We start from the raw sequence: 16,557 nt of genomic DNA on the forward strand, positions 1-16,557 counted from the left end.
CCATCGCTTAGGCGTGTACGGACTCAGGCACAGGGGCTCGTGTGAGAGCTCTTCAGAAAGCGCCCCATAGATACTGCATCTTGGATGATTCGCACGTAGACGGCACTTTGCGTCGTGTTCGCGGGGGTACTGTCGTCACCTCGCGCACCACCACCACCCTGCACGCTCCCGTCTCGCGCGCCCTACGAGACGTGCCCCTCGACTCGGAGTCCATGAATCATGCTCGGCCGTCTCCTCGACCGTACCCCTCTGCCCGACCTCGTCTTCACTCACATCAGTAACGCGATCCGCGCGGGCGAGTATGCCCCGGGGGACGCCCTGCAGCCCCGGCAAGTCGCACTCGACTTGCGCGTGTCCATGGCCCCGGTGCGCGAAGCCCTCATCCGTCTCCGCGATGTCGGGCTTGTGGATGTGTCTCCGGCCAGGTACACCAAGGTTGCGGACTTCTCGACCCCGGAGGCACGCGCGACGGTCGGCTACGCGGGCCTGCTCGCGGGACTCGCCCTTCGGGGCGCGCTTCCCGGCGATAGCCGTGCTGCACGGCGCGCACTCACATCTGCCACCAAGCACTTCCTCCGCGCGGACTCTCCCGCCGCTCGCGCCGACGCGGCGTCGAGATTCCTCACGGCCGTGACCGACCTCATCGACCATCCACGTCAGGCTGTGCATCTCGCCGAGGTGGCGCTCGCGGCTCACTGTGTGCTGCGCTCTGGCACGAAAGACACTGATCCCGCGATCAAGACGGAGCTCGATCACGCAGTGGCATCTCTCACTACGACACTGCGTGAGAGCGCAGCGTCAGATGTGGAGCAAGCCGTCTGCACACTGTTCTCCGTCCTCGGGCGCGCGTGACACAACCACCGGTTAGTCGGACCTGCTAACTGCAGAAGTGGGCGCTCAATCAACCCGAGGTGACGCTCATCGTCGGATCACGCATGATCTGGAATCAGGTGGACGGCATTCACGACGACTCACGACACCAGGGATGTCCCCATTTGCGCCAGCCGGGTGTGAGGTCTCGGTACACAGTTGCGTCAGCACGGTGCGGACAGAGCCCGACCGGATGTAGATGACTACACGGAGTCCCCTGGGCAGATGCCGTCCGTGCGGGTGGGTGAGCGATCACCCACTGGTAGGGGTGCGTGTCGTGCGCCGACGGCGTGCCACCGCGTGTTGCTGTGCGCCTCGCCGTCTTCACAACGAGTGGGCAAAGGAAAGGACCGGCGGTGTCGCCCATGAAGCGGTCGGGCCGGCTGCCGACACGGAGTTGTGGCGCACCGGCACTGCATCGAGTCTCGCGTCCTACTGCACGCGATGTGAGACGCGCGTGGCGTTGCCCCTTGTCCGCGAATCTGGATCTGCGCGAGTTCACGTATTTGGCGGAGCTAGACCGGAACGAGCGTCCGGCGCGTTCGGGAGTGTCCGTTCATCGTGGCGCCGCATGCGCGCCACCGGGAGGAAGGAAAGGGTCGCGTGAGGACCATCGGCAGTACCGGCGAAGATATGGTCGCGGAAGGCCGCAACCACATCCCCTTCAGCGGGCTCAGTGATGAGACGCTTCAAGCGGAGAACTCTCGCCGTCGGCGCCGGTTGCGGGAGCTGCGTCGCCGACGGTACAGCGCGCAAGCTGTCGGCTACGGTGTCGGTCTCGCGGTGGGTGCCGCCGGGCTATGGTGCGTGAACAACCTCGCGGAAGGTGTTGTCGGAGTCCTCGTGACTGCGGTTGGCGGGGCGACTCTGGCGGCGACGTTCGAGACGTGGGGTCGGCCAGGAGCCACCGAGCAGGCTGTGTCCGAGGGTGTCGACACTATCGACCGGATCCGTCGATATCGGCGCACATTGTCCGTGCTCTCGCAACGACGGCCCCACTAGTCGCCGCCTTGCTGGTTCCGACTGACTCGCTAGAGAGTTTGCGGACCCGCTCAGACCCCGGTTGGAATGATCTCCCTATCCGGAGCGTGTGAGTGCTCATGATCCTCGTGAGACGGTGGAGCTCCCGAGCCGAGTCATCGATCGGAGGCGACACGGTGTGCGGGTCTTGCGTGGAGGAACATCGACAGTCCTACTCTCGCCCCTGTGCGTGGGGAAGAGACGACCGCGACTGCCGACCAGGTCGGACCAGGAGCGGGAACCCGCGGAACCGTCGAGGCGTCGGACCGATCGGTCGAACTCAGCAGTTGGTGGGCGACGCAGGCGCGCATGTGGGGACACACGGATTTCGTGAGCGGGGATTCCGAGTCGTGGCTGTGTGCAACGGACCGCCGGGACGGCGACTGTGCCACCGGACAGCACGCCAACGGCGACGGGACACTCGCCAACACTTGCAGAACTCACGGTGTTCACTCACGTCGACCACTCAAGGCCGGACAGTCTGCCACGGATCTCTCCGCGTTTCGGCCGACGAGAACAACGGCCGCCGCTACCGTCAGCTCGTACGCCAATCCTGGGTACCAGACCAAGTGGGAGATTCATGTTCAACTCAGTCCGTTCGCGCCGAGTGGGAGTTTCTATTGCGGGAGCAACCCTCGCTCTGGTAGCGGTCCTCAGCGCCGCGGCGCCCGCGTCAGCCGTGTCGGTCACGCCCCGGACGGTGTCTGTTGTCGGCGCGGACGTATCCGTGAGCGCCAACGGGACACTCACGATCAAAGACACGAAGGCCGACGGCCGCACGGCTTACGCCCAGATCACGTACGGAAGTCAGGCAGGTGTGGGCTTCGAGACGCGGGAGGTGTTCAATCGCCTCGGATCGGGAAAGACGCTGACGGTGGCCATGCCCACCGGACAGCACCGACCGACGTATATCCGAGCGTGTGTCACGGTTCCGAACTGGTTCGATAGCTGCTCAGCGCGAAAGTCCCTCTGACCGTCGGGCGCTCACGGTAGCCGAGGCTGCAACCTTCTGCAGTCGCTCTCATGTGAACGCCGGCGAGATCCGTGGCGTTGCGCGACAGAGCGGCACTGCACCAAGGTGATGTCGTACCGCGTTGACTCGCGGTACGACATCACCATCTACTTTCACACCCGTGAGGTGCGCACCACGTCCGCGGTGAGTGCGGCCTCTCGCTGTCTAGCTCTGCGCACACGGAGCGACGGACTTCGGATTGATCTGAGCGACGAGCGAACGAACCGACGCATATGCGGAGAGGCTACCTGGCCGTCTTCCCTGCGCGATGGCGGTCCATTCGATCAAGCGTCCCGAGGCTCCGATTGGGACAATGATCCGCGTCTTCACGGATCGACTCGAGGATGTGGCACTGCTGATGACTGGGGTGCCTTTGCCGCCCGTGGCACACACGCGCAGCACCCCCAGGGACCTGCGTTGTACATCGATCGTCGGGGCGGATCCCTTGAACGTCGTATCCTTCACTGTCACGTCCATCAGAGGCGCCGCAGCGGTGGCAACTCCCCACCTGAGTCTTGGTATCGCAGGGCTCGAAGGAGTGTCCCGCCAGGGATGAGCGCACCCGTCGCCACGCCAGCGACGCTGTTCTTCCAGCGGCCCTCATCGAGTCCAGTGATGTCCGGGTGCGATCTGTGTGAGGGCGTCACCCGAGCCATCTCGCTTCGGACGGCAAAACGGATGACGAGACGTGGCAGATCCGCCTTCCGTGGGTGCCAGTGAGGGTTCGGTAGAGAACGGGTACGCGTTAGGTCGACATGTGGCGGGCACGCGTGTGAGAGGCCTCATGGGGGCGGGACAGCGTCAAAAACCTCATGGTGGGCATCGATAGTTCCCCACCGGTCCAACGGCCACCACCGGAGCACCGCCTTCCCGACGATGTTCTCGATGGGAACAAACCCGCCACTGGGGAGGTCCTGGTGGCTGCGAGCATCCGAGGATCGGTCGCGGTTGTCTCCAAGGAGCCATACTGCGCCGGGCGGAACGACGACATCGAACGGAGTGTGAGACGCGACAACGTCTGCACCGTTCAGGTAGGCCCGCTCGTCGACGGGTTCACCGTTGACCGTGACGAAGCCCTCAGCGGTGCAACAGATCACGTGATCACCGGGTAGCCCGACGATGCGCTTGACGAGGTATTCGTCGGGGTCGTCGGCGCCGGCAAAACTGAGAAGCCGGTCCGCAAAGCTCGTCCCGCGGGATGCCCACGAGCCCACGGGGGGAGTGTGGGAGAGCCACCCTCCCGGATCGGTGAAGACGACAACGTCTCCGCGCTCGTAGTTCACCCAGTGAGGTGTGAGGAGGTCGACCAGGACACGATCTTGCACAAGGAGAGTGTTCTCCATCGATGGGGACGGGATGTAGAACGTGCGCACCACGTAACTCTTCAGCCCGAAGGACGCGAGTGCTCCGACCAGCACAATCGCAATCATATCCCGCACCCACCGCCTGACCCGTCGAGAACCCGGGGCGTCGGGAGAGTGTGTGGCGTGCGCCGCGTGGGGTGGTGGGGTGCGTGCGGCATCGCGCGCACGCGACGTCTTCAGCATGGGGTCATCACGGGCGTGCTCCCTTCGTTGCGACAGAGAGCCCGAGGTGCCTTACCGGGTGAGCGTGCCGGGGGCGTGCGGCATCGCAACGAAGCACCGGCACGGCGATTGATGCCCCGATGATGACCGCGACGGTGTAGGTCAGCTGTCGTCGACTCATCATCGTTGCCGGTCGCCCTTGGGATGTTCTCGCGACGCGCGCGTCGTGACACGGCGGTTCGAATGACGGCGCTGAGCGCTCACACCGCAGGTCGTCTCAACTCGCGACGGATCACGCGGGCCTGGTCGTGTCGGAGGCGCTCCTCCCGGCCTCGCGCACGTCGCCACCACCCGGAGAGGCGTCCGCGGTGCTGTTGTTGCTCGCCTGCCTCGAGTTCTTCCCGAAGCAGGGAACAGTGTTCGTCACGGACGCGCGAGAGCAGCCCAGAGTGGCGTTCGGGGGCGGCAACATGGAAAAGGCTTCGAAGCACGGGTGACCATCATCTCGGAAGGGGCGGGCGGCCGACACCTCTACGATGACGTGTCGGCCGGAGTGCAACGAGGTTGGAAGCGTTCGTGCGGTGGTGCGAAATGCCAGTTTGCGTATTCCGGTGCCCGCGTTCGGTGCTTCACCAGCAGAAGTGCGGCAACCCATCAATCGGAGCTGAGGATCAGGCGGGGTAGCGTGCGGTGCGAGCATCTGCAGTCCGGGCCGGTGTCGCATCGCGTGTCCCTGGTCCGTCCCACTAGGTGGGGATCGTCCGGGTGCCATGCGGTGAGATTCCCGATATTCGGTGGATGGAGGCCGTCGCTCACAGGCGTGGCAACGTGCGGGCGCCCCGGGGCTCTCACGCCTCCAAATACAGCGGCGACCCGCGATGCGGAGCCTATCGAACCGATAATCAGCTCGGCCCAGGGCGACATACGTCCGCAAGAGCGGATCGACGACATGTCATCGTACTTGCCCCTACCTGCTCTCTCCTCGGTCCCCACCGCCTATCTCGGAGCCCAGTACGGTGCTGGCCCTGGTCTCAGCCGGGCTCCGGTGCTGGGTACGCCCTGGCTGAGCCGGTTCTCATCAACGATCGTCGGCACATACGGCTGTGGGTGCAAGTGGGAGTCGGCTATCGCGAAATGGATCCGACAGCGGGATGCGGAACGGGCGGCAGGGGAGGCGCTGCTCACATGGCCCGCCGAGGATACTGAGCGGAGAGCGTGGTGCACGCAACTGAGCTTGAAAACACCACATATGTAGAACAGGAACGTCGGTGCCGTCAGCCCCTCCCCCTCCCCACACTGGCGGCAAAGGCTCCCCAGCTTCATACTCAGTTGCACCACCCAGAGGCGGAAACGCCCGTTCAAAGGAGATCGAGGGACATGGAACAGTATCTGTGGGTTTTGAAGGACAAGGAACGAGACCTCATTCGCGAGTTGGAGCCCGACCGGTTGGGTGAGCTCGACGAAGACGGGCTTCTCGCCCTGCATAAGAGGGTTCGTCGGGCTCGCAACAAGCACACCACCAACTACCGTCGTGGTGCCGCTGAACGCGTCAGTCAGGCGGGCGGGCGCGGTGCGGCGGCGGCGGGCTCCGATAAGGCGCGCGCGCATGCGTATGTGTTCGAAGAAGCACTGTCCATCATCAGTGCGGAACTTGCTCGCGTCGCACACGAAGAAGCAGAAGCGCTGAAGGATGAACGGCTGGCGCGCGCGGTCAGGCAAATGGTCAGGCCCGGGAACCGATGGCGTGCATGAGCTGGGCGTCGACGCGGGACGGATGCGAGAGCACCAGCAGACAACCGGGGGAGTGAAGCGGGACGCGTCCACGCGTGCGCAGGGGGGGCACGTCGACAAGCGAAAAGAGACTCGCGATAACCGCTCACCGAACCCATGGACGCGTCTTCGACTATCGCCGCAGGAGTTCTGATGGTCACGGCAGTAGCCCTCACGTTTGTCAGGCGTAAACCTGCACACAAGGCCCCCGCGGCGTACGCGCGTGTCTCGGCCGTAGGCCGCGACGCGGACGCGTTGGATGCCTTTGTCGCCTTGGGGGAGGCGATGAGCGATGCGAACTACACCGTCAACACGGTGCGGGAGACCCTGGATCGCGTCGCCCTGCGCAACAACCTCGACAACGCGGAGGTCGTCGTGCTCCCCACCGCGATCATTGTGTCTTCACGGGTTCGAGGGCAGGTGCTGACACGTGCGGTCAGCACCGGATCCCGGCCCCTCACCTTCCACCAGGTTGATGCGGTGGACCGGGTGGCACGGTCCGCCCGCGACGGGAATCTCACTCCCGGGCAGGTGCGGACCATGGTGCGATTGCTGAGGGAGGAACGTCAACCGTTCTCGGGATACAAGAGGGTCCTGGCATATTCGGTCGCGTCCGGGTCGTTGTCCGTCTTGCTGGGGGCGTCGGTGTCCGGGGTGGTTGTGGCGACGATCCTGGGTCTTCTCGTGGGAGTCCTTCTCACCGGGAGTGTGCGTCTGCCCAGTCGCACCCGCCCCCTAGTTACGTTTGGGTCGGCATTGGTCGTCGCGGTGACGGTGTTCTGGCTGCTGAACGTCACCGCGGTCGACGCTGGCGCGCTCCCATCCCTCGTCGCGCCCCTCATCATCTTCCTTCCGGGGGGGGGGGGACGTTGACCACCTCCGTGGTGGAACTCACGACGGGGCAGATCGTGTCCGGGGGAGCACGATTGGCGGCAGGGTTCATGCAACTGATCCTTCTCGCGCTCGGCATCGTCGCGGCCAGCACTCTGGTGGGTATCCCGGCTGTCGAGCTCGGGCCTGCACAGCAGCCCCTGGGCGCTATCGCCCCCTGGGTGGCCGTCGGGGTTTTCGGTATCACTATCGGTATTCACCAGAACGCCGCACCGTACGCGCTTCCCTGGATTACCGCACTCTTGTATGTCGCCTACAGTGTCCAGGTTCTCACCGAGCCGCTGGTCGGGGCGGTGATCTCCGCGTTCCTCGCTGCGCTCGCAATAACACCGGTGGCCGCATACATCGCCCGCCACGGCGGGCCCGCTGCGATTGTGCCGTTCCTTCCCGCGTTCTGGCTGCTCGTGCCGGGAGCGCTCGGACTCGTCGGGGTAACGACCTTGTTGGATGCGGGTACGGGAAGCTTGAACACGATCCTTGCGACATTGTCGACGATGGTCGCCGTGGCGCTGGGCATCCTCGCGGGCAGCATCGTCCCTGGGCGGCGCGTCACGGCTTTGCCAATCTTCTGACGGCCAGCGGCCGTCGATGGGCACATCCGACGTGTGCCACGATGGCCGAATGGCCGATGAAACACCTCCTGTTGTGCGCTTCCCTCGGGGATGGAAACTGTGGGTTCCCGCGCTTACCTTCGTGATCGTTGGCATCGTGATCGTGGCCAGCGTTCCTGGTCTGCTTCTCGCGCACTGGATACCAAACGGGACAGAGGGCGAAAGACGGATCCTGCTGGGGTCCGCGGGACAGATCGTCCTCCTGGGGCTCGGAGGGATCATCGCAGTTATCGGTGTCGCCCTCAGTCTCGCTCGCCACGGACAAACGCTCTTGGACGCACGCAACCAGCGGGACGACGAGAACAGGCGTCGCACAGAGTTCGACACACAACTGGCGCTAGAACGCGGCCGCGAGGATGCGCGAGCGACAGATGTGGCCGCGCAACGCCAGCTGGAAGTCGAGCGTGACCTCCGCAGCCGTTTCGTCGCGGCCGTTGAGCTCCTCGGGGCCGACGCACCGGTCAAGCGGACAGCCGGACTGTACGCGCTTGCAGCGTTGGGGGATGACTGGCTCGCGTTCGGTCGACCGAATGAACTCCAGGTATGCATCGATGTCATGTGTGGCTACCTGCGTTCGGCCGCGACGGCGGCAGAGCGCACGGCGGCGGAGGCATCCGTGCGACAAGCCGGCTACCAGCTCATCGCCTCGCATCTCACACCGGAAGGTTTCCGATTGGACACGGAGTGGGAAGGGCGACAGTTTCCGTTGTCGGGCGCACCGATCTGGTTCCCGGTCGCTCTCGAGGGTATCGCGTGCGACAACGGGACGGTACTCGACATATCGCACGGTGAGATCTTCGACTATGCGATGCTGCGGCTGGATCGGGCGAGCATTTCGGGACGCTGGACCGTCCTCTTCGATGCGCTCCAGATATATGACACCGCAACTGTGTCGCTCGCGGACGTCTCCGTCGACAACGGCGCACGCGTCTCCTTTGACGACACGCACCTGCACAGCCGCAGCTCCATCATCGCTTCTCGAGTACGACTGTCGGACCTCGGGCAGCTGAACTTTCGCCGGGTCCGTCCTGAAGCCACTTCCACCATCGCCATGAACGAGGTCACCCTGGCAACTGGAGCCGGGATCATCGTCGAGGACTCCAGTCTTGACGGTTCTGCACAGATCGACTTCCGGGAGGCATCCGTCGGCGCCCAAGCGGCCATCCGCGTCGATGCCACGACGCTGGCTGGCGACTCTGCGATCACCTTCTTCGGAACGGAAGTGTTGTCCGGGACTGTCGCCGTAGTCGGGTGCGGCGTCGGCGACGCTCTCCTCTCCTTCGACCGGATGAGATTGCACACGCCGGCAGCACTGGACCTGACTCGCACACGAGTCTCAGGCGCCGGGAGCATCTCCATCGCGGGTGCAGTCATCGGGGAGGACGCGATGATTCTTCCGAATAGGCGCATGGTGGGAGAACCCGGTTACGAACAGCCCGTCGGCGCACGCGTCGGGCATACGGAATTGCTCTACGACGTCTGACGATCTTCGGGCGAACGTCGCGAGAAAGTCTTCTCAGCGAAACGACGAGAGGTCTATTCTGCCGAAATTGTCGCAGACATCTACGGCGGACCGATTGATTATCTGGTCTTCGCGTTCCCCACCGGCGCGGAAGCAGATGCGGATTTTAGCCTGCTGCTAGGGAACGTCTCCCAAGTCGCTGGTAGCTTCGTTGAAGGTTTGCCATCCTCGGATGGGCAGTCGGAATCTGAGGGAGGCCTGCCATGAGCGGCTATCTACTGCTGCGTGAGCGGCGATTCGAAGTCTCGACGGCGATGGTGGTGCTCGGCACCGCAGCCGCGGGGGTTGAGATTGAAACCCACGCCCAGAACATCGACGGCGAGTGGTGGGCGCCGGGGCTGTATCACCAAGGTCTGGCAGTGCCGACTGAGGAGCGAGCGGCTCTGACAGGGCTCAGATTCTCGTGGGGCCATCACTCCGATGCGGACTACGCGCATCCGGAGTCGGCGTTCATGTATGTGTTCGGACATCACGATGTGTTCGATGCTGAGCTGAGGTTCGGACAGCTCGTTGACGGGAGAATCGCCATCGAATGGGACGGGCTCTGCGATGTGTATTGGGATGAGGAGTTCATGGAGGCAGTTCCATTCGAATGCCGTTGCCTCGCCTCTATCCGTGTGTGACGCGATCCTGTTCCAGCTGCGCCACCATTGAACGGGTCAGCGTAACCAGGCCAGGATGGCGGCGAGGACGACGGCGCCGCGGAAAATTACCGCGTGCCGGTCGTACCGGGTAGCCAATGCCCGCCACTCTTTGAGCGTGTTGAACGCGCACTCGACCGTGTGTCGGCGTTTGTAGGTGTCCTTGTCGTAGCTGACCGGGCGACCGCCAGCTCTGCCGCGACGTTTCCGGTGAGCCTGCTGGTCCCGCTTCTCCGGAATGACGGCCTGGATCTGGCGGCGGCGCAGGTCAGCCCGGATCGCCCTGGACGAGTACGCCCGGTCGGCGAGCACCGCCACGGGCCGAGTGCGGGGTCTGCCGCGTTCCGACCGCAGCACCCGCAGCTGACTGAGCAGCGGCAGAAACATGGGTGCGTCGCCACCCTGCCCTGGACTGACGAGGATCGCAAGGGGGCGGCGGCGCCCGTCGACGGCGTGGTGGATCTTTGTCGACAATCCGCCGCGGGAGCGGCCGATGGCGTGATCGGCGGGTTCGACACCAGGATTCTTGTGATTCGACAGATCCCCCTGTGGTCCGCGGAAGCCGGGTCGCATGCTGATGCGCGCGCACGATCGTCGAGTCCACGCTGACCACCCAATCGATATCGCCAGCAGCGTCCGCAGCGGTCAGCAGCGTCGCAAGGATCCGGTCCCACGTGCCGTCGACGGAAAACTGGCGGTGTCGTTTCCAGACGGTCTGCCACGGCCCGAACCGATCCGGCAGATCCCGCCAGGGCACCCCGGTCCGGTACCGGAAGATGATGCCCTCGACCACCTGGCGGTGATCACGCCACGGACGACTTCGACCCCACATCCGCGGCATCAACCCTTCGAGCCGTTCCCACTGAGAATCCGAGAGTTCACGACGCCGAGCCACAACACCAGCATCCCCGACCGAACTGTCCCTCCGCGACTTGGGAGACGTTCCCTAGCAGAACCATCCAGCCGAGCAGTGAGATGGCCTAAACCCAGCAGCAGGACGCCCCTGACGAGCATCCCTGCTCGAAGAATTCACCCTTCCACGGGGCAGGGAGTGGTCCCAGTTCAGAGTGACAAGACGGTCTCAGATCAAGTTGACATTCTCATACGCATGTGGTGTTTGAGTCTCGGGGTGCTGCGGATGATCAGCGCGACATGAAGATGGTGCAGTCGCTGCGTGCGTCCCGCACCATTACGTCGGGGATGCGTGTCGATCATGTGCGTGGGGCACTGGAGCCTTTGTTGTGGCTACCTGATGCGGTGTGCGGCGCCGTCAATGGCAGGCTGAACGGTGACGATCCCTGGACGAGGCGGCTCGATCACCAGCTATGGGTAGACCTGTAGATGCGCGAAACCCGGGCCCCACAATCAGCAGGAAATCCCGGGTTCACTTCTCCGACCTCCGCGAAGGGGGAGCTTCCCGTTTAGGATACCCCACCTGATAGGTCACGTCACTGTATGCGGAGTATTCCGTCTGCGACGAGCACGGCGAGCAGCGCGAGCACGGTGATGATGTAGGTTCTAGCCGAAATTGGCGGATTCTTGTGATCGGTGTCCTGCAGTTGGCGAGAAAGGTGACAAGTTCACGACGGCACTGAGGTTCGGGGCCATGGCGGTCTGAGAGACGTAGGCGATGGCTTATTCTCGGTAAGCTGCGGCTCGGTCTGAAACTCGAATCCCTGGTGACAACCGCGCTTAGGTGAGGACAGTATCTGTGGAGGGCTAGATTCGTGCTCCAAGATCTGGCCTATCCTGAGCAACTGATGGGCACAGTGGGTTTTCGACCACGTCGTCTTAGTTTGGCGAGTCGCGATCGCTTTGCACGAGAGCGCGTCTGGCAGCTGAGGTTTGGGACAAACAGTGCGGGCAACGGTCCTGTGACGCGCCGGCTGGGGTGTCTGTTGCCGTGACGCCGACACTTCAAAGACGGGCGCTCGGGCGGCGCCTAGCTGGAGCTTTCTGATCCTCGCCTGGGTGTGTGATCTCGGCCTCTGCGATCCTGGCGACATCGACATCGACAGCGACAGCGATGCGAGACCAATGGGGCTTTGAAGTCCGGTCGGATTCCAAAGCCCCATCTCTGTGCCGATCAGTCGCTGTGCCGACTGCGCCGCTTGCGTCGGCCAACCATGAACGCTGCGGCACCTACCGCTAGCAGTATCCCAGCGGCCACGGGGACCACTGGGGGGAGGTCGAGACCTGTGGAAGCGAGCGACGAACGGGTCACCGGGGGAGTCGGGGTGACCTTGTGCTCGGTTGCTCGCTCCGGACAGGTCGCAGTGAGCGAGCATGCCGGTTCCACGTCCGGGACAACAACGTTCCGCAGTTGGCTGTCGCCGCGGGCACCGTCGTCACGAACCTTGACCGTGTAGGTCACGGTTGCTGTAGCTCCGGGATTGAGGCTGCCAACGACGCGAAGGGTGTCGTTGGTTCGCGTTGCTGTGATGCCGGATGTGTCTGACACAGGCTCGACGAGTATCTCGGCATCGTCGAGAACTGCAGACAGATCGTCGGTGGAATCGACCGGTCCCGCGGCCGCGCCGTCGTTGGTGTACGAGAGCGTATATGTGATCTCGTCGCCCTGCTTGACGGTGGCGCCCGGTGCAGGATTGGAAGTCTTGGCCGGGACCACGTTGGCCAGTGGCGTGTCGGTCGTGGAGGTGCACCGCTCAGAGTTCGAGAGACACTGTCCGGGCGTCACGGCTGCGGTGTTGGTGAGGCGATGGTCGCCTACGTTGGTGACGGTGACCGAGTACGTGAATGTGGCCGTCTCGCCAGCGGCGAGACGGCCGGTCCACGTGAGTGCGTTGTCAGCGAACTCGACCGAGCCGACGGAGGCTTCGGCGTCGTCATTGAACGTTGCGTCGTCAAGGACGGCAGTCATGTCGTCGACAACGACGGCGGGGTCGGCTTCGGTGTAGTCGCCCGCACCGTTGTTCGTCACTGACACGGTGTACGTCACTGTGTCGCCAATTACGGCGTTCGCGGAGCCGTCCGTGCTCTTTTCCAGACTCAGGCAACGACCGTCGAGGGCGATCTCTCCGGTTCCCTGCGTGATGGGGACATAAGCCCAGTCGTCCATCAGGCGCGCATCGCCCCAGGAGACTGGAGCGGGTCCGGCGGCGCGCGCCCAGCCGTGGACGCCCCCAGTGCTAGGAACACCAGCAGTCCCATCCACCAGCGGCGTTGTCGTGGGGCGGTTCGGATCGAGCTGAGTATCGTCCCAGTAGATCACGTCGTCCGGTGCCCCGGGGCCGTTCTGCCGGATCATCTCGATTCCGCCGCCCCGCCATTCGACGTCCCGGCTGACGAAGTGGATCTCTCCAACTTTGTCGTAATAGATGCGTGCGCGCATCTGTCCGCACTCGTCAACCGGGTTCCCTTCGCCGTCGAGACCGTCAAAGGCGGTGGAGTAGGTTCCTGAACCGTCGGCGCCCTGCAGGATACGCCGATCGACCGAGTCCGTGTACGAACCATTGCCATTCGTGTCAATCTCGACCCAGTAGTTTCCCAGGAAGTAGGGGGTGATCGAGTAGTTGAACGTTCCTGCTCCTGCGACCGTGCTGCTGGACGTGAATGCGAGGTCGGGCACAGCCAGGCCGTCAAGGTCCAGAAGGGGCGGAACGACCTTCGTTTCGCCTGACGGTGAGGGTGCCGACTCGGGCAGGTCGGCGGCAGGCTCTTCCCAGAAGAGCCGGAATAGGGTGCAGTTGGGGTTGACCGTACCGTCTGCATCGAAAGATGCGTACAACGAGGTGCACGTGTTTGGAGGATCGGTTACTCCGGCCGCATTGACTGCAAGCGTGGAGTGAACACCCATGTACTGTTCCATGTTGATGGTGTATTTGTAGCCAGCGTCGGACACGGCCCAGAACGACATGTCGGTGACAAACGCGTCACCGGGTTGCCAGATCACGTACTGGTTCGTCCAGAGGCGTCCCGCAAGTGGGGCGCCGTTGTGGGTAACGGTGTGATCCCAGTGGTACCCACTGACGCGACTCTGGCCGGTGTTGCTATTGTCCTGAACTCGTATTTCCCAGACGCCGGCGGCACCAGTCAGGGGCGCGGGGGTGGCGCAAGCTGTTCCGATGGGGTCCGTGGCGTCAACGGTGCAGGTCCAGCGCGTCGTACCCTCAGCGTCGAGGGCTGTGTACACCGTCGTGGACCCCCCATTGGTATCAATCCGCTGTTTGGTGAAACTCAAGGACAGTGCGTCGCCGTCTGCGAGGTAGGCGTATTGCGTCTGGGATCCGCGCATGTACACGAGAGGGTCGCTCGATTCCGCGGTGGCAGGAGACACAGCTCCTGAGAGGACGAGCCCCACTGAGCTGAGCACGATGGCCGTGGCTGTGGCAACCGTCCTCCTCAGGCGATTTCGTGCACCGTTGACATATGGCACGCGTGTTGTGAAGGTGGGTTTTATCGCCACGATGTTCCTTACTGCTTCGTATCGGCTACTCGAGGTGCTTGCCCGGCGCCCGGCAGCAGGGCGCGCAAAGGGCAGGCTCGAGAGCACCGACCATCATCGGTGCGTGCTCATCTTCCCGTGGTGGTGGCCTCCCGTGTCGGGAGGGGCACGTCCGTCGGTGCTTGATAGCGGACAGTTAAGTGCAAGACGGCAGCCTTGCCGTGGAACCACCAAGCCGGTGAAGTGGTCAGAGGAATGGCTGAGCTACCACCATGCGAAACACAAAATGTCGTGGGAGAGGGCAACTTTGGCATCTAGGTCCGCTACCGCACCGAGCTAGCAACCTGTGGGGCCAAGGCCGCAGCGCCTTGTTGCCGCGGAATGGGGAATGACCGAGGCCCTGAGGCGCGCAAGTGACGGTGAAAGTCATTCCCGACACGACTCGAGCCCGGGCGACAAGGCCCATCCGCAGTGAGTCTTGACCCGACGACCTGCCGGTGAGGCGCCTTTAACTTCGATCCTGATGACGGCGCCGGCTAGCCGGTTTGCGATCGACTCCGCACTCGCTGCTGGTGAGATCCGGTGGTCGCTTTGTCGTTCACGGACGCACCGCACGTGGCACCAGATCGCAGCTCGGCAGCAACGCCGGACGACTCAGCAGTCGTGCGCCCATTCGCTCTCACCTTCAACGACCATCACAAGGAGCTCGGCGTGGCGCCCGGGCCCTGTTCGATAGTGGCCCCAAGGGCGATGCGCTTCTCAATGTCCTACTACGTAGGCCTCCGACTGACAGTGGAGGCGTCACCGTACTCTTCGTCGGTGACGCTCTTACTGACCAGCTCTGCGTCGCGGTCGCCGTTGTCGGCCATCCTCCCTGGACGTAGCGTTCGTGTCCAATGCCGGCAGATGTGGGCCCGGAGTACTCCGACCGCTGCGCCGTATCGGAGATCGGTGCCGAGAGCACGGGGTGCTCATTGATTCTTCTCTGTGCGTGGGTGTGTGTGGTCGGAGCGCGCCGCATGGGTGGTGGGTGGTGGGGCGTTTCGCGCAAGGAGGTTCCAGGCGTCGCGCACAGCGACCGGTGTGGTGACGAGCTCTTGGTAATAGTGGGTGAATCCGCGGCGATCTCTGACTGTGAGCGACACGGTCACGTGGTCAAGGTCCGCGGGTCGGCTATCGCGGGCGGTTTGGTGGCTCGGCGCTGGGATGCTCTGGCGCCTTCGGGGAGTCTGGGGCACACGTCCCACGACGGTGACCCGCTCGACGCCTATCAGCAGTGGATCAAGGAACACCGACTTGCGTTGACGGTCGCGGTTGAAGGCTTGGGGTCGGATGAGCCTCGCTGGGACAGCGCGATGGTGGAGGGGGTAGCCGTCCAAATCGGCGAACCCGATCCGCCGCGGATCTTCACATCCATGAATGTACTCAAAGCGGAGTTTCTGGTGGCGCGGCGTCTTGCATGCGAAGGGGAGCGTCTTCGGAAGAGTCACCGTATGCTCAACATCCGACGGACACGGGAGTGTATGCCGACACTCTGGACATGTCGCTCTATGGTGAGCCTCCAGCGCGGTTGATCCTCGCCCAGCGAGCGACGCTCGATCTTCTGGACAAGATCGCCGTTGCGGCGAACGACCATTTCGGCACGGGAATGTCGCCAAGGAAGGTCACTTTCGCGAACTTCTGGTGCGAAGCACGGACTGGTCGACTTCGAGAAGGACTCCCGGTTCCGCAGGAGCTCGCCAGCGCCGCCGTTGCGCTAGCGGAGCTCGCGTTCGATATCGATGGCGTAGGTCTCTACCCGGAAGCGAAGACGCTACGCAATGCGGGCACGCACCGGCTGGTTCACCTCACCTACGATTCCCCCACCGGCGTTACGGAGCTCGCGCACAGCAGCATCGACGCGCAGGCGCTGGTCCATGCAGCTCACCAGTCTCTCCGAGTGGCGCGAGCAGCAATCATCTACTTCATCGACCTGGTAGAGGACCAACAAGAGAGGTTCTATGATCGCGAGTCGCTTGTAACGTTGCCACTCCCTGATCAGCGCTAATTGCCGTGCTCATAGAGAACCCAAGCGGCTGAGGAGTCGCGCGGCTGAACCCGATCGGTTCATATCCGCGGTGGAGCTGACGCTTCCCGTGGTGACGGTCCGGCGGAGAGCGTCACCCCTGCGGATCTAGGAATGTGCCACTTGCCGTGGAATCTCATACGCGGCACCACCGTCAGTGGGCTTGAAACCCGAGGCGTCCTCCGCCATGCCTGCCGGGAACCTACAGATGATCAGCAGCAGCC

10 protein-coding genes are annotated in these 16,557 nt (G+C 63.7%); 7 read left to right on the forward strand and 3 right to left on the reverse strand.

The window, feature by feature from the left end:
• The first annotated feature begins 219 nt into the window (after positions 1-219).
• Positions 220-852 carry a GntR family transcriptional regulator gene (locus ASF63_RS15755; RefSeq protein WP_056516170.1) on the forward strand — a complete coding sequence of 211 codons (633 nt, stop codon included), beginning with the start codon at positions 220-222 and terminating at the stop codon, positions 850-852.
• Positions 853-3,684: 2,832 nt separating this feature from the next.
• On the opposite strand, the gene lepB is transcribed toward ASF63_RS15755, so the two are convergent.
• The gene (gene lepB, locus ASF63_RS15770) at positions 3,685-4,332 is read right to left on the reverse strand and encodes a signal peptidase I (RefSeq protein WP_235560823.1); all 648 of its coding nucleotides are present in this window, start codon (positions 4,330-4,332) and stop codon (positions 3,685-3,687) included.
• Between the two features lie 1,473 nt (positions 4,333-5,805).
• On the opposite strand from lepB, the gene ASF63_RS15775 reads away from it, so the two are divergent.
• The 5 genes from ASF63_RS15775 to ASF63_RS15795 all read left to right on the forward strand — a co-directional run bounded on the left by ASF63_RS15775 (position 5,806) and on the right by ASF63_RS15795 (position 9,845).
• The gene (locus ASF63_RS15775) at positions 5,806-6,180 is read left to right on the forward strand and encodes a hypothetical protein (RefSeq protein WP_235560824.1); all 375 of its coding nucleotides are present in this window, start codon (positions 5,806-5,808) and stop codon (positions 6,178-6,180) included.
• Positions 6,181-6,351: 171 nt separating this feature from the next.
• On the forward strand, positions 6,352-7,071 hold the full coding sequence (locus tag ASF63_RS15780; protein WP_056516182.1) for a threonine/serine exporter family protein: 720 nt from the start codon (positions 6,352-6,354) through the stop codon (positions 7,069-7,071).
• On the forward strand, positions 7,068-7,661 hold the full coding sequence (locus ASF63_RS15785) for a hypothetical protein (RefSeq protein ID WP_157534403.1): 594 nt from the start codon (positions 7,068-7,070) through the stop codon (positions 7,659-7,661). The genes ASF63_RS15780 and ASF63_RS15785 overlap by 4 nt, the downstream gene beginning before the upstream one ends.
• 49 nt (positions 7,662-7,710) lie before the next feature.
• Positions 7,711-9,183, forward strand: coding sequence for a hypothetical protein (locus tag ASF63_RS15790; protein WP_157534404.1), 1,473 nt, complete (start codon positions 7,711-7,713; stop codon positions 9,181-9,183).
• A gap of 242 nt (positions 9,184-9,425) precedes the next feature.
• Positions 9,426-9,845: a hypothetical protein gene (locus tag ASF63_RS15795; protein WP_056516191.1), complete on the forward strand. Its 420-nt coding sequence runs from the start codon at positions 9,426-9,428 to the stop codon at positions 9,843-9,845.
• Between the two features lie 36 nt (positions 9,846-9,881).
• On the opposite strand, the gene ASF63_RS18905 is transcribed toward ASF63_RS15795, so the two are convergent.
• Together ASF63_RS18905 and ASF63_RS15805 are read right to left on the reverse strand one after the other, a co-directional pair.
• A protein-coding gene (locus ASF63_RS18905; protein WP_235560825.1) for an IS5 family transposase occupies positions 9,882-10,758 on the reverse strand; the annotation gives its coding sequence in 2 pieces (ribosomal slippage) (positions 9,882-10,400 and positions 10,402-10,758; 876 coding nt in all).
• A 1,191-nt stretch (positions 10,759-11,949) separates the two neighbouring features.
• The gene (locus tag ASF63_RS15805) at positions 11,950-14,118 is read right to left on the reverse strand and encodes a DUF11 domain-containing protein (RefSeq protein ID WP_157534405.1); all 2,169 of its coding nucleotides are present in this window, start codon (positions 14,116-14,118) and stop codon (positions 11,950-11,952) included.
• Between the two features lie 1,609 nt (positions 14,119-15,727).
• Here ASF63_RS15805 and ASF63_RS15810 point away from each other — a divergent pair.
• Positions 15,728-16,315 (forward strand): LA2681 family HEPN domain-containing protein, encoded by a 588-nt coding sequence (locus ASF63_RS15810; RefSeq protein ID WP_268771107.1) that lies wholly within the window; start codon positions 15,728-15,730, stop codon positions 16,313-16,315.
• The last annotated feature ends 242 nt before the right edge of the window (positions 16,316-16,557 follow it).

This window comes from Microbacterium sp. Leaf320 (assembly GCF_001423485.1).
GTDB lineage: Bacteria > Actinomycetota > Actinomycetes > Actinomycetales > Microbacteriaceae > Microbacterium.

Coding starts and splice junctions, on each gene's coding strand:
- lepB (WP_235560823.1), bottom strand. CDS start 4,332: ATGATTGCGATTGTGCTGGTCGGAGCACTCGCGTCCTTCGGGCTGAAG.
- ASF63_RS15805 (WP_157534405.1), bottom strand. CDS start 14,118: ATGCGCGGATCCCAGACGCAATACGCCTACCTCGCAGACGGCGACGCA.
- ASF63_RS15790 (WP_157534404.1), top strand. CDS start 7,711: ATGGCCGATGAAACACCTCCTGTTGTGCGCTTCCCTCGGGGATGGAAA.
- ASF63_RS15780 (WP_056516182.1), top strand. CDS start 6,352: ATGGTCACGGCAGTAGCCCTCACGTTTGTCAGGCGTAAACCTGCACAC.
- ASF63_RS15795 (WP_056516191.1), top strand. CDS start 9,426: ATGAGCGGCTATCTACTGCTGCGTGAGCGGCGATTCGAAGTCTCGACG.
- ASF63_RS15775 (WP_235560824.1), top strand. CDS start 5,806: ATGGAACAGTATCTGTGGGTTTTGAAGGACAAGGAACGAGACCTCATT.
- ASF63_RS15755 (WP_056516170.1), top strand. CDS start 220: ATGCTCGGCCGTCTCCTCGACCGTACCCCTCTGCCCGACCTCGTCTTC.
- ASF63_RS15810 (WP_268771107.1), top strand. CDS start 15,728: ATGCGAAGGGGAGCGTCTTCGGAAGAGTCACCGTATGCTCAACATCCG.